Source organism: Vandammella animalimorsus (assembly GCF_002285285.1).
In the GTDB taxonomy this organism is placed as follows: Bacteria; Pseudomonadota; Gammaproteobacteria; order Burkholderiales; family Burkholderiaceae_C; genus Lampropedia; species Lampropedia animalimorsus.
In genome coordinates this window covers 106,089-119,222 of the sequence record NZ_NSJF01000001.1, presented here as the reverse complement: position 1 = coordinate 119,222, position 13,134 = coordinate 106,089, and the positions used below count along the sequence as shown (strand labels likewise).

The following is a 13,134-nucleotide window of genomic DNA, read 5'->3' as shown; positions in this document are numbered from 1 at the left end:
GCCTGCCGCACCCGGTGTTACCCGGACTGCCGGTTGTTCACAAACATTTTTGGCAGTGGCGCTCCCTTCTGTGCCAGCGCGCCCTGAAATCCTGTGTGTGTCAAAAAAACTGTCCGGGCAGGTTGAACGCCGAACGTTCAACGTTCAACCTCCCTTCAACGCAACTTGACCAGCCCGTTCAAGACCTGATCCAGCCCGCCCACGACGGAGATCTTGTCGATGCGCTCGGCCACGCGCTCCAGGGTTTCCAGCTCTTTCATGCGCAGGGCCACGGGGTTGTCTTCCATGACCTTGGCGGTGTTGAGCAGCGAGCGCGTGGCCGCCGTTTCCTCGCGGCGGCGGATGACGTTGGCCTGGGCGGCCTTCTCGGCCTCCACCACTTGCGCCAGGATGCTGCGCATCTCGCCGGGCAGGATGATGTCCTTGACGCCCACGCTCTCCAGCGCGATGCCGCAGCCGGCCAGCTTGGCGCGCACGGCTTGGAGCACGGCGCTGTCGATGGCGGCCTTGTCGTCCAGCAGCGCATCGAGCGTGCGCTGGCCAACGGCGGCGCGCAGCGCGAATTGCAGCTCGCGGTAGACGTGCTCGGCCGGCTTGGGCAGCTGCGCGAAGGCGGCCTGCACATCGGCATAGCGCCACACGGCGGCCAGGTTCAGGCGCAGGCCGACCTTGTCGCGGGTGAGGATGTCCTGCCCGGCGACCTCGGCGGTTTGGGCGCGCAGGTCCACCACCTCCACCGCCAGGCTGCGGCCAAAGCGCCAGAAGCCGTGCACGCCGGGCGCCAGCGCGGCCTGCAACTGGCCGTCCAGCCACAGCAGGCCGGTGTGGAACTGCGGCACCTGCGTCAGCAGCACGCCGCCGGCCAGGCTGGCCGGGTCGCGGCGCTCGGCCAGTTGTTGCAGGCGCGCGGCCAGCTCGGGCGCGATGCGGGCGTCAGCCGGCAACGGCAGCACCTCCACGCGCACTTCGTGCAGGTGCTTCCAGTACAGGCGGCGGGTGCCGGGCGGCAGCACTTCGGCCAGCAGGCCGTCCTCGTAGCGCAGGCCCACTTCTGATTCGCCCAGCTCGGCGCGCACGAAGTGCTGGGCCAGCACCTCGGGCTCGTGCGCCATCAGGTAGTCGGCCAGCGGGTGGGTGAAGGCGGGCGCGTCCTGCCCGAAGCGCTGCACTTGCAGCGCCTCGCCCAAGGCCCAGATGCGGTGCTTGCCGGGGCCCAGCACGCGCGCGAAGTCGCCGCCGCGCAGCAGCAGGCCGCGCTCGTTCTTGTTCACCTGGAAAGTCTTGAAGCCGTAGGTTTTCATGGTTTTCTTCTCTCTCACAACAACAACATCAAAAGGTGCCGAACCTCGCCCGAGAGCCTGTTCAACGTCTCTGCACGGCGGGCCATGAAGCGGATTTGGGCGATCTGCTGCGTTGCAAAGCCTCGCCGGGCCAACCGGCCCGGCTGCGTTTTGCGCCTTGCAGCCCATCCCAAACCGCTTCTTGCCCACTCGCGCCGAGACGCTGCACAGGCTCTAACGACGGGCTGGCGTGGCGCGGGGGCGGGGCATGGCGGGCCGGGGTGGGATGGCGCGAAAAAACACGCGCATCCGGCCCGGCTGGCCATGCCGCCGCGGCCTCGCGGCCTGCGCCCGGTTGCGTGTAAGCACGTAACCGGACGCCGCCAGCGCAAAGCCGCCAGGGCGTGTGGCTGGCCGGTGCAGTTCAAGCCCCAAAGGCCCTGCCCTGCCCGGCCTGCCACGGTTCGGCGGGTGGTCTTGCGACCGTTTCACTTGTAGCCAGCCTTACGGCTGGGGAAGGATGGGCGGGAGTCGAACCCGCGACACACGTGTTATCAGCACGTTGCTCTATCCAACTGAGCTACCAGTGGAGGCATGCCCGGAGTCGAACCGGACACGAAGGTGGCCCCAAACGGCCCATGCCCTGTCAGACGCTCGCGCCGCGCGGCATACCGGATGCACAACACCCGTGGCGGTTTCATCAACCTCAGCGGGCGGCCACCGGCACCGGCAGGGCGGGCCTTTGGCCCCAACCCTGGCCTGCGAGCGACTGGCGCATACGCCTGACACTCTGGTGGATCGCAAAGGCCGTGCCAAGTCGCCCCAGATGGGCTGAAATTGTTTTTAAGCCATTGATTTCAATGAGGAATTATTTTTTTCAACCAAAATGCACATGAGCATCTTGCTGATTGGTTGCATGGCTGAAAATAGAATATTGGCGAATCAATCCGTCATTTCTATCTTTTGATCTAGATTCGATATGCGCAAGAAAAACGTCGTCATCGGCTACCTGGGCACACAGCTGGATGCAGGCGGCGGCAAGGGCCGGTGGGAGAAATGGCGGCCCACGGTGTCGCTGGTGCAGCAGGCGGCCTGGCCAGTGGACAGGCTGGAGCTGTTCTACGCCAGCCGCTATCAGCGCCTGGCAGACCGCGTGCTGGCCGACATTGCCGAGCTGTCGCCCGCGACCCAGGTCAAGCTCGTCCCGATGGAGTTGAACGACCCCTGGGACTTCGGCGAGGTCTATGCCGGGCTGTACGACTGGGCGCGCAGCTACCCCTTCGACAGCGCGCGCGAGGACTACCGGGTGCACATCACCACCGGCACCCACGTGGCGCAGATCTGCCTGTTCCTGCTGGTGGAGGCGCGCTTCATCCCCGGCGTGCTGCTGCAAACCAGCCCGCCCCGGCGGCAAAACGGCGAGCAGCCCGGCAGCCTGACCCTGATCGACCTGGATCTTTCGCGCTACGACGCGCTGGCCCAACGCTTTCGCCAGGCCCAGCGCGAGGCACGCGCGCACCTCAAAAGCGGCATCGCCACGCGCAATGCGCGCTTCAATGCGCTGATCGACGAAATCGAGCGCGTGGCGGTGCGCTCGCGCGCGCCCATCCTGCTGGTTGGCCCCACCGGCGCGGGCAAATCGCACTTGGCGCGGCGCATGTACGAACTGAAAAAGGCCCGCCACCAGGTGCAGGGCGCTTTTGTCGAGGTCAACTGCGCCACCCTGCGCGGCGATGGCGCCGCCTCCACCCTGTTTGGCCACAAGCGCGGCGCCTTCACCGGCGCCGCCGCCGACCGCGCCGGGCTGCTGCGCAGCGCCGATGGCGGGGTGCTGTTTCTGGACGAGATCGGCGAGCTGGGCCTGGACGAACAGGCCATGCTGCTCAAGGCCGTGGAGGAAAAACGCTTCTACCCGATGGGCAGCGACCAGGAGGTGGCCAGCGACTTCCAGCTCATCGCCGGCACCCACCGCGACCTGCGCGCCGAGGTAGCCGCCGGGCGCTTTCGCGAAGACCTGTTCGCGCGCATCAACCTCTGGACCTACCACCTGCCCGGACTGGCCGAGCGGCCCGAAGACATCGCCCCCAACATCAACCACCTGCTCGCGCGCCACGCCAGCGAAGACGGCCGCCTGGCGCGCTTCAGCAGCGAGGCGCGGGCGCGCTATCTCGCCTTTGCCCAATCGCCCAGGGCGCCCTGGCGCGGCAACTTCCGCGACCTGGCCGCCAGCATCACCCGCCTGGCCACCCTGGCCGAAGGCGGCCGCATCGGCAGCGCCCTGGTCGAAGCCGAAATCGCCCGCCTCGAATGGCTGTGGCACGGCAAGGCCGAAGCCGGTGCCGATGCCGCGCCCGCTGGCAATGACGCCGATGGCACTGCCGCCAACCACGGCCACGACGAAGACGCACTGCTGCACGCCCTGCTCGGGCCCGAACGGCTGGCCGCGCTCGACCTGTTCGACCGCCTGCAACTGCGCGCCGTCATCGCCCTGTGCCAGCGCAGCGCCAGCCTGGCCGATGCCGGACGCCAGCTATTCAACCACTCGCGCACCCGGCGCAGCACCGCCAACGACAGCGACCGCCTGCGCAAATACCTGGCCCGCTTTGGGCTGAATTGGGCGGACATTCAAGCCCACTCCTCCGAGGACTGAATCCAGCGTGCCTCAGCCATGGAGGCTTGAAGATGGCTGTGCATCATGCCCAGCCGCCCCCTGACGCCCGTGCAGGCATGCAAAAAGCCGGCATCCAGCCGGCTTTTTGCTCTGGCGCAGAAGGCGCGTTGGCGCGCGATCACTTCCCCCAACACTCGGTCACGATCGCGCCGCTGGTATGTCCATTGGCGCCGCGCAAGCCCGTATTGCTCAAGGTGTAGGCGCCACACCTGTCCCCCGACTGGCCGCCCTGAGGCGTGGCCGTGAGCGTGAAACTTTCCCCATCGGTAGAGTTCAGCGCGATGGTGTAGCGCCCATTGGGCACGGCACGAAGCCCAGCCGGGAACTGCGCCGTCAGCGGGTACGTGCCCTGCGCCGTGGCGGCGCGCTCCATCCATTGGGCGGCTTGCAGCAAGCCCGCCCTGGCCTCAGCCCGGTGGCCCCGGCGCACGTACTCTTGGTAGCTGGGGTAGGCGATGGCCGAGAGAATGGCCACCACCACCACGACGATCATCAGCTCAATCAAGGTAAAGCCCTGTGATTTCATGGGTGCCGATTGGCGCGATGCGCGCAAAGAAGTCTGTATGAATGCCATGCAAGCCTCCGTGATGTGCGTTATTGGAGCTGGCGCCAGCTGGGGCGCAAGGCCTGAATGGGCATCAGGGCCAGCTTGTTTTCCTGAGGCACCGACTTGCCACCGCCGGAGCTGGTGACCACCGTGTGCCGGCCGGTTTTGATGGCCGTCATGCTGTCGGGCAACAGGGACATGCGAGAAACATTGTTGTCAGCCCCGTTGTAGAAGCCATCGCCATTCAAATCCATCAGCTGCACCGAAGGCGGCTTGCCCGTCATGATGTTGAGCATGGTGAGGTAGCGCTTGCCCGCCTCAGGCACGGCCGAGCAGGTCTCATCCTCCAGATCGCCCGAGCCACGCGCCGGAACCTGGGTATTCACGGCCAGGATGTTGCTGCCGTCGTAGAAGGGCATGGTTTGCAACAGGCGCTCGCCGCTTGCAGGCAGGTTGATGAACCAACCCTTGGTCTTAGGGCTATTCCAATCCACTTCATTCCCACTGGTGGCCCAGAAGTCGGTGCCTGCGCTGACGCCCTCGCCCGAGTGGGTCGTAGCGCTTGCCACCATCTGGGCAACCAACCCGGTATCGACCGGCAAGGCCTGTGGCGCAGGAATGGTGGCGCCACCCTCAGTCCCGCCCGGATGCACTTGCAGCAGCCTGGCAGAGGCAGAGGTGCGCGGCTTGTAACGGGTGTTGTCCAGCACCGAATAAATGGCCTGTGTTTCAGTGGCGGATCGGTCCTCCATGGTCAGATTGCGGCCCGTGCCAAACGCCACCATCATGCCAGCGCCTTTGGGGTGAGCGCGCACTGTGGGCGCGGCCGTGATGGGCTGGCGCACGCAGGGGTTGCTGACCTGGCCAGCGTCCGTGCGCTTGCAGGCCGTGAACAAGGGCTGGCCGCCAAAGGCCACGCCCCAGTCGCTGGGCGAATCGCTGCTCACATCGAATTTCCACAGATTGCCCTTGAGGTCGCCAGCGTAGATGACATCGGGCCTATCGTCGCCATTGATGTCCACCAGACGGGGGGCGGACAGGCCATTCTCGCTCTTGTTTTCAGCCGTGGCTGTGGCTGAGCTGGTGATGGCCTCGATCTTGCGCACACTCTTGTCGCCATCCAAATACTGGATGTAGAGCACCGGCTGCTCATTGGCGCTGTTGTAGCCATTGCCCAGCACGACGGCCCAACGACCGTTGTTCATCTGTGCCACTTGCGCGGCGCGCATGGGGTAGGTTTCGTGCGCGACTGGCGCGCTGAAAATATGGCCCAGGTCTGCATCCACGCCAGTGGGGTCGGGCGCGCCCGTCAAATTGCGCGGGATTTCCGTGGCATCGAGCAGCACCAGGCTGGCGGCGTTGTTGGCGGAAAAATCGTCGGGCTTGGTCACATCCAGCACAAAGTAGCCGCGCCCGCCTGCACCCAGGGTACCCACCAGCACGGTTCTCCAAGAGCCACCAATTTTGGCGTCGCCCGCAAACGGCGAACCATCGACATAGAACTTGTGCGTATAGCTGGGCAAGGTCAACTCACGCAGGCCCGGCACAATGCCTTTGGGTATATAGGCAATGCGCTCCCTGCCATCCTTGGCCGAGAAGCCATGCAACATGCCGTCGTTGCCGCCCACGTAAATCATGGCGTCATCGGCGCTTTGGCGGTTGTCCTTGGCAAATTGCAGGTAGCTGGCATCGCCATAGCCGCTGGCGGGCTTGCCCACGTACCAGATGTTGGAATTGACGATGTCGCCCTGGCGCGACTGGCGCGTGCGGTAGTTGGCATCCGTCTCCAGCGTACGGCTGCCACGCAGGAAGTCGATGCGTTTTTTACCCTCATCAGGGTCGGCCGCCCCTGCCCCGCCCGACAAAGCATCGCGCTGCGCCTGACTAAGCGGCTGGCTACCACTTGCTGTGCGCCAGACAAAGGGCACGCCTTGCCCAGTCGCGTCGTTGGTGGTGAGGATCAAGCGCTGCTTGATTTGATCCTCGGTCAAATCATCCAACATGTCGGCCGTATTGCGCGGATTGGTGCCATTCATGCCCCAAGTCATGTTGGGGCTGCGCTGGCCTTCGGTATTCAAAGTCCAAGCCTCGACATAACCCTTCCAGGCCCTGGCCGAATCAAAAGTGGATGTGAACAGGCCCACATCGGTGAACACGTTGTTGCTACCACTGGCCGCCGTGGCTGTGGTACCGGGCTGGGTATCGGCGCTGATGCGCTTGAAGATTTCGGTAAAGGCAGCCGTCAGGCGCGCCTCGCTGTCCACCGGATAAAACTTACCCCGGCTATTGAGTGCCATATGCCAAAGATCGGATTGACGGTTGGTTTCATTAGTGTCCCAGATGTCTAGTGACGGCCAAGCCACACTGCCATTGTAAAGATTTTGAAAATCTCCACCGTAAGTATTTGCCAACACAGTAGAACCTTGCGTGATCCATGTCCGATCAAAGAGAGGGCGATCCGGCCACTCATAAGCCGAACGCCCATACCCAATAGTGAAGTTAATCAAATGTTGCCAAGTCGCAGGGTTATACTTAGGATTCCAAAACTTCGGGACACGCACTCCCCCAATAACCTCTTCATTCGGAGCGCTTCGATAATCAGGCAAAGGTTCCAATTCATTATCAATATGAGGCTGCAAATCCTCCACCCACCCTCTAAAAGCCCAATCAGCCAAATTCCCCTCATCGCTTCCTTTGTAAACACGCGCCCAATCTCGATCTGGGTTGTACGATTCTACACCCCCCCCACCGAAGCAATAGAGTTTTCATCTCTACTTCCCGATGGAGGCATTAAAGAACTACTTTGACTATTCCACGCTCCATCAGTCAAAAAAATATGGTAAGCACGCCGACACTCAAGGTAAGGCTTCCCCTTGACCCCAGGCTCTTTAGCCCATGGACTATCAATGTCCAAGCCAGGCTCACTCATATAATCAAATACCTGCTTCATCATTTTATGCGACGGCGTACCTTGATAAGGATCGAGTGAATTCAAATAATCCAAAAACCTTTCCCGATGCTCACCCTCAAAAGAGCGCATAGAGTTTACCGCACCACGAGTAATTGTGGAGGCATCCATAGTTTCACCATTATTCTTCCACATAGCCTGCCAAGCCAGCCGAATAGATCCCTCCGGCACAGCATCGGGAGATGTAATTGCTTGCCTCAAAGAGCGCTTAAGCATAAACATACGCTGCTCACCAGGCCTAGCCTTCACATAAAAATCAACAGTATTACTGGTTGGAAACCCACTTCTATCATATTTCTTAATTCTATTCAAACCAACACCAGAAATGGTTCCATACCCCCCTCTCGCCATCTCATAAGAGCACTGATCTTGCAAAAAATTGACATAGGAAACAATATCACCACTTCTATTTCTAATAGGCCTTCTATTCCGAACAAACAGTTCACCATCTATAACACGATAGACCTCAGCCCCATAATATCGCCGCAAAAAATAATCCGTATAACACCCATCAATATCAAACGCCATACTACCCGAATTATCCAACGTAATAATTACATTAGGCTTAGGCGGTTTGAAACCCGTACCAGGGGGTGTGTCAGCCAGTTCCAAAGGCGCGCCCATCAGTTGCGACGCACCTGTCACAGCCAGCAGAGAAAGAACGGCTTGATAAAGGGCAGTTTTTTTAAACATGATAATCCTCCACTACGGGAAATTAATCTTTCAATTTTTGAGGCACAAAAGTCTGCTGCAGCACGACGCGGGTGCCATTTTTTCGGCCGTAGGCAATGGCGGTGACGCGGTAGACCACCAGCGGATCGACGCTCAAGGGCACCAGGTTGGCCGCCCCGCCCACGATCAGGCCCGCGCTCTGGGCCGCATCGGTATAGGGCAACACCTCAATCCAGTACCAGGCGCCGACATTGCCATCACCCCTCTGGTTAAGGATGGCGCTGCCGGCAGCGCCAATCTCATCGGTGTTGCTGCCCGCAGTGGCGCCCGTGAATTGGCCATAGCGCGCCCCCACATTGGCTTGCTGCATGGCGGCCAGCAAGTCGGTGTCGTTCCAAAAGTTCTGGCCTCTGTATGCGGGGGTAGTGCCGCGCTTGGTGCACAGGCCGTGCATGCATTGCGAGTCGCCCGCGCCGCTGAGCTGGGCCAGCAGCGGGGTGATCTCCTCCGCCCCTTGTGGGGGGTACAGGGTAGCACCGGCCCGGCAGCGTTGAGGCACGCTGGCATCTTTCGTGCAGATTGAGCCATCAGGGCTTTCGCGCAGAATGTCGAGTTCTGCATCCTGCAGCATGGCCTGGGCAGCAGCAAATGCACGCTGGTAATCGGCATCGTTGCCTACCACCATCTGGTTGAACAGCGCCGAGCGCGAAGCCCACAGGGCCAGAAGCATGCCCAGCAAAACCATCACCAGTACGATGAACAATGCAACGCCGCGCTGGCGCACTGCCGGACGAGAAACGATGTGATGATGAATAGTCGTCATGGCTACAGCGAATGAAGTGATTCCAGCCTAGGGCTTTCAACTGCCCAGCACGCCTTGGCTGCGCAGCTGAAAAACGTTGCGATACACCTGATGGATGCGGTCGCCGTAAGGCGCCGATTGATCCTGACAGTTGCGGTAGCGGGAGTCGTTAGGCACATCGGAAACCTGCGTGCCCACCATATCCAGGCACACCTCCACAGCCACCACATCGGCCCAATCGGCCACGGCAGAGGCTGCAACGCGAGCAATTTGAGGGTTGCCAGTTGCTGCGCCCGACTGGATGAAATACCGGACCTGAAAATCGGCCACGTTCTGGATGACGGGCTGGGCCTGCCCTGCCGTGCCACTGCAAACCAGCTCCCCATTGCGTACAGAGAAACGGCTGATGATGCTGGGGTAAGCGCCCCCTGTCGGCGTCCCACCGGCACCGAGGCAATCCCGAAACTGGCTGCCAACATCGCCCGCGGTATTGCCCAAAAGCTCGGCATAGTTCTGGTGGCCCACAGTCAGTGCAAATTGCGTGCTATCTGGCGTTTCCACGCCATTGATGATTTCGCTCCATTGGTCGTAGTCCTCCAGAAAGGCCACTTTGGTGCCAGCCGACAAGGTTGTGCTTGTGCCCTGATTGGTCTCGGCATCCAGATCAAGCTCCAGCGAGCCTGCCTGGCGAATTTGCTGGCCCAATACACGAAAGGCGTAGGAGGCCTGCTGCTGCAGCTGCGCAGCCTCGCTGACTGTGGTGGAGGCCCCACGCGAGATAAACACGGCGCCCATGGCCACGGCCACGACCAACATACCGATGGTGACGCCCACCATCAGTTCCACAAGGGTCACGCCCTGCTGGCGCAGCCCGGGGGCAGGCCAACGCTGCGCTTGGCGTCCTGCAAGATTCAAAGAGTTTTGCAACATATCCAATCCAATGCAGATGTCAAAAAACCAGCTTCAGATTCTTTTCACGCTGCCATCGCCGCAATATGGGCGGGCCGTGCCCGAATTGGTGTTTGCGGTGCAGCGTGCAGACAATTGAATGAATTGCAAGTGGCAGGTGCGACCAGTCGGGCAAGTGATGGTTTCCCCAGCCGCATTCCTGCTGCTGAGCTGGAAGTACCGATTGAAGGCTGTATCGCTGGCATTTTCTGCAGATTGGCTCTCCCGCCAGGAGATCATGACGCCAATCTGACGACGGTTGCCGGCGCTGACGCTGGCTTCATCGTTGACCAAAAACACATTGGCATCGGCCAGCGGCAAGGCGTCGCGGACATCTTGTCTCCACTCCTGAATATCGAATCGGGCCAAAACATCTGAAGCGCAGCCACCAGAACAGCTGGTCGCTGGGATGGTGTGCTGCCAGCCGATGACGTAATTGCTGGCCGTACTCTGGGCGAAGGAGTTGGGATTCATGCGCATGCGCTCGCTCAGGTTTTCAATCAGGCGAATGGCCTGGGCTTGCCGCACAGCCGTCTGGGTATTGACCATGGTGCGCATCTGCATACCCAGAATACCCAGAATACCCAAGGCTGTGACCAGCACAGCCACCAGCGCTTCGATCAACGAAACGCCACTTTGGCGCGAAAAAGAAGTTGGAGGATTTGGAATAGGCTGCTTCATGGCATTACTCAACTGCAAGAAATTCCGCCCGATTGGGGAGTAACGACACGCACAATCCCACTGGCGTTGACGCAAACCCCCAGGGCCGCCCAATCGGCAAGGGTTTTGCCTGTAGGCACCACACTGAAACTCGCTGCACTATTGAAGAATCCTCTGGAATCGACTCTGATTTCCCCAGTGCCAGCGACACGCGAAATGGTGAGCCTGTTGGGCGCATCGTAGCGTTGCAGGATAGGCACGCCGGTATCGCATGTACCGTCAGTATTTGTATCTGCACAAACCTGCCAGCCGCAATTCCAACCACTGCACGCGCCACCAGTCAGGCTTGTGATTACGGCGCCACCGCGTTTAATAGCTTCGGAGCGCGCAAAATACACGCTCGATTGCAGGAGTTCGCTGGCTTGACGCACTCGCCAGCGCTCTATCATCGGCGTGAAATTGGGCGCAGCAATGGCGACAAGCACCGCAAGCACGGCAATGACAGTCAGTAACTCAACCAGAGTAAATCCTGCCTTCAATCTGTACTGGCGAGAAGCGCGCGAAGTTAATGCGGTGATATACATGGCAGTTGTTCAAGAGACCAAATCTCAGCTTTGGGCTTGGGTGTTGGGCGTTGGGCAATCCACGACAAAGAGGTTTTCCCCCAATGAGCTTGTTGCCCAATCATGTGACGCCAGCAAGGAGCAAAATCAACGCATGCAGCGCCATGGAAAGTGTGCGAACAGCATTGGAGCCTTGCAAAACTCTTCTTTCGATACATTGAGTGTGCCCACAAGCCGAACACCTCCACCACTGCCAAGCGATCTATGGTTCCACCGGAATGACTAGTGGACAACCTGGTGCGCCGCCCCTCATCACCATTTGCTGCGATGTTCTTGATGGCGCTCAGCGCTCTACCTGCGACGGCGCGCGCGCCTGCATGCATTACCAAACATCACCCCGTACGCGGCAATTACGCCGCAGGGGCTGTTAATCGCAATCAAACAAGCAAAAAGCCAGACGCAGCAATCTGCCGCATCTGGCTTTGTTCGGTTGAGGCCCGCCTTTCAAGGCCTTGGCGGACGGCCCGCGAGGGCGGCCTCTGCGCTGCGAGGATTTCAGCGCGGCGCGACGTCCGGGTTGGCCTTGCCGCGTTCGCTGCCGGCTTCGATGGCGGCGGTGTCGTCGGTGATGATGGACAGGTCGTCGCGCTGGCGCTCGGCCGCGTTCTGACGCTCGATCAGAAAGTACAGCACCAGGCCCACGGCAATGGCGTAGATGGTGGCCTTGGGGTCGGGCATGGCCAGCGTCACGGCCACGATGCCGGCCACGCCGCGCTCGGCCGAGTCCTTCAACTCTTCCATGCCCACCATGATGCAGATGTAGGCCGTCAGAATCAGCGTCAGCGACAGCGCCAGCGGCAGCACGGGCTTGAACATGCTCACCAGCGGCAGCGCGAACAGCGCCAGAAAACCCGAGATCCAGAACGTGCCCTGGCCGCTGTAGATGCTGTCCATGGCCTTGCGGCCCAGGGCGTAGCGCTCAGCGGTGGTGGCTTGGATGGGCGTCCACAGCGGGCCGGCCAGGCCGGGCCAGGGGGCGAAGATGGCGTGCATGCCGTTGCGGATGGCTGTGACCAGGTGTACGCGCGTGACGTTGGTTTCAATCACCTCATCAGGGCGCTGGTGGTCGGCGCGCTTGACCAGCGTGAAGCCCACCAGAATGTCGCCAAAGGCAATCACATAGGCGATGACGGCCGTGGGCGCGGCCAGCAGGAACATATCCCACGTGGGCCAACCGACGTTGAAGGCCAGGTGATCGAACAGCAGGCCGAAGTTCGGCTTGGTGATGCCCCACTCGATGTTGGGCAACGGAAACTCCTTGATGGCCCAGCCGATCAGCATGGCGACTACGATGCCAGGCACCATGCCGAAGTTGGAGATGATCTTGGCCAGACGGTTGCGCAGCACCACGCTCTTGAACGAGAGCGAGAACAGGATGTAGGCGGCGATCATGGCGCCAATCAGGATGGACACGGGCGCGTTGGAAACCCTGCCGCCGGCTTTGAGCTCGCCCATCATGGCGGCAATGCCGGCGCCGATGATGATGCCGCACTTGAGCGAGTTGGGGATCAGCGTCACCAGCTTGTTGCCCAGCCCGGTGATGCCCAGGATGAGGAAGATCAAAAACACCTCGATCTGCAGCGCCACCATGGCCTTGACGGCCTCCGGCCCCGGCTGGAAGTTCTGCAGATACAGCAGCACCACGGGAATGGCCGGCGTGATCCAGCCGGGCACCAGCGGCACGCCCAGCAGCGCCGGCAGCATGAAGCCGATGCCGCAAATCACCACGCCAGCCAGCGCCGCCTCGTAGGGCAGGCCCAGGTACTGCTGCAGCAGCGGGATCATGCCCAGGCTGACCACGAACATCAGGAAGGCCTGGATCATCTCCGGGAATTCCCAGCGGTAATGAATGAAAGGCAGCCTGACCTTGAATGGCCCCAAGGGCCAGTAAGGATGTTCTTTTCCGTATTCGCGTTGGATTGGCATCAAAAAACCTCGCCTGTGTTTAGGGGGAAACGACAGC

Annotated in this window: 10 protein-coding genes and 1 tRNA gene; 1 reads left to right on the top strand and 10 read right to left on the bottom strand. The window is 61.0% G+C overall.

From position 1 onward, the window contains the following. Positions 1-155 precede the first annotated feature (155 nt). Positions 156-1,301 (bottom strand): slipin family protein, encoded by a 1,146-nt coding sequence (locus tag CK620_RS00480; RefSeq protein ID WP_095548677.1) that lies wholly within the window; start codon positions 1,299-1,301, stop codon positions 156-158. Positions 1,302-1,791: 490 nt separating this feature from the next. After that, a tRNA-Ile gene (locus CK620_RS00475) sits at positions 1,792-1,865 on the bottom strand. A gap of 394 nt (positions 1,866-2,259) precedes the next feature. Between CK620_RS00475 and rtcR the strand changes: the two genes are divergently transcribed. Next, the gene (gene rtcR, locus CK620_RS00470; RefSeq protein ID WP_095548676.1) at positions 2,260-3,930 is read left to right on the top strand and encodes an RNA repair transcriptional activator RtcR; all 1,671 of its coding nucleotides are present in this window, start codon (positions 2,260-2,262) and stop codon (positions 3,928-3,930) included. 139 nt (positions 3,931-4,069) lie between these two features. On the opposite strand, the gene CK620_RS00465 is transcribed toward rtcR, so the two are convergent. The 8 genes from CK620_RS00465 to CK620_RS00435 all read right to left on the bottom strand — a co-directional run bounded on the left by CK620_RS00465 (position 4,070) and on the right by CK620_RS00435 (position 13,097). Then, the gene (locus CK620_RS00465) at positions 4,070-4,477 is read right to left on the bottom strand and encodes a type IV pilin protein (RefSeq protein WP_095548675.1); all 408 of its coding nucleotides are present in this window, start codon (positions 4,475-4,477) and stop codon (positions 4,070-4,072) included. A gap of 68 nt (positions 4,478-4,545) precedes the next feature. Further along, positions 4,546-6,795 carry a pilus assembly protein gene (locus CK620_RS00460; protein ID WP_095548674.1) on the bottom strand — a complete coding sequence of 750 codons (2,250 nt, stop codon included), beginning with the start codon at positions 6,793-6,795 and terminating at the stop codon, positions 4,546-4,548. Between the two features lie 437 nt (positions 6,796-7,232). Beyond that, complete coding sequence (locus tag CK620_RS13670) at positions 7,233-8,159, bottom strand: hypothetical protein (RefSeq protein ID WP_143325839.1); 927 nt, start codon at positions 8,157-8,159, stop codon at positions 7,233-7,235. A gap of 22 nt (positions 8,160-8,181) precedes the next feature. Continuing rightward, positions 8,182-8,961, bottom strand: a complete 780-nt coding sequence (locus tag CK620_RS00455; RefSeq protein ID WP_095548673.1) for a pilus assembly PilX family protein — start codon at positions 8,959-8,961, stop codon at positions 8,182-8,184. Positions 8,962-8,997: 36 nt separating this feature from the next. Further along, positions 8,998-9,870, bottom strand: coding sequence for a PilW family protein (locus CK620_RS14165; protein WP_095548672.1), 873 nt, complete (start codon positions 9,868-9,870; stop codon positions 8,998-9,000). Positions 9,871-9,903: 33 nt separating this feature from the next. Continuing rightward, on the bottom strand, positions 9,904-10,569 hold the full coding sequence (pilV, locus tag CK620_RS00445) for a type IV pilus modification protein PilV (protein WP_095548671.1): 666 nt from the start codon (positions 10,567-10,569) through the stop codon (positions 9,904-9,906). 8 nt (positions 10,570-10,577) lie between these two features. Further along, complete coding sequence (locus tag CK620_RS00440; RefSeq protein ID WP_095548670.1) at positions 10,578-11,132, bottom strand: GspH/FimT family pseudopilin; 555 nt, start codon at positions 11,130-11,132, stop codon at positions 10,578-10,580. Positions 11,133-11,666: 534 nt separating this feature from the next. Further along, the gene (locus CK620_RS00435; protein ID WP_095548669.1) at positions 11,667-13,097 is read right to left on the bottom strand and encodes a solute carrier family 23 protein; all 1,431 of its coding nucleotides are present in this window, start codon (positions 13,095-13,097) and stop codon (positions 11,667-11,669) included. Positions 13,098-13,134 lie beyond the last annotated feature (37 nt).

Excerpts from the sequence above, each read along its gene's own strand:
- CK620_RS00480 (WP_095548677.1), bottom strand. The coding sequence starts at position 1,301 with ATGAAAACCTACGGCTTCAAGACTTTCCAGGTGAACAAGAACGAGCGC.
- rtcR (WP_095548676.1), top strand. The coding sequence starts at position 2,260 with ATGCGCAAGAAAAACGTCGTCATCGGCTACCTGGGCACACAGCTGGAT.
- CK620_RS00465 (WP_095548675.1), bottom strand. The coding sequence starts at position 4,477 with ATGAAATCACAGGGCTTTACCTTGATTGAGCTGATGATCGTCGTGGTG.
- CK620_RS00460 (WP_095548674.1), bottom strand. The coding sequence starts at position 6,795 with ATGGCACTCAATAGCCGGGGTAAGTTTTATCCGGTGGACAGCGAGGCG.
- CK620_RS13670 (WP_143325839.1), bottom strand. The coding sequence starts at position 8,159 with ATGTTTAAAAAAACTGCCCTTTATCAAGCCGTTCTTTCTCTGCTGGCT.
- CK620_RS00455 (WP_095548673.1), bottom strand. The coding sequence starts at position 8,961 with ATGACGACTATTCATCATCACATCGTTTCTCGTCCGGCAGTGCGCCAG.
- CK620_RS14165 (WP_095548672.1), bottom strand. The coding sequence starts at position 9,870 with ATGTTGCAAAACTCTTTGAATCTTGCAGGACGCCAAGCGCAGCGTTGG.
- pilV (WP_095548671.1), bottom strand. The coding sequence starts at position 10,569 with ATGAAGCAGCCTATTCCAAATCCTCCAACTTCTTTTTCGCGCCAAAGT.
- CK620_RS00440 (WP_095548670.1), bottom strand. The coding sequence starts at position 11,132 with ATGTATATCACCGCATTAACTTCGCGCGCTTCTCGCCAGTACAGATTG.
- CK620_RS00435 (WP_095548669.1), bottom strand. The coding sequence starts at position 13,097 with ATGCCAATCCAACGCGAATACGGAAAAGAACATCCTTACTGGCCCTTG.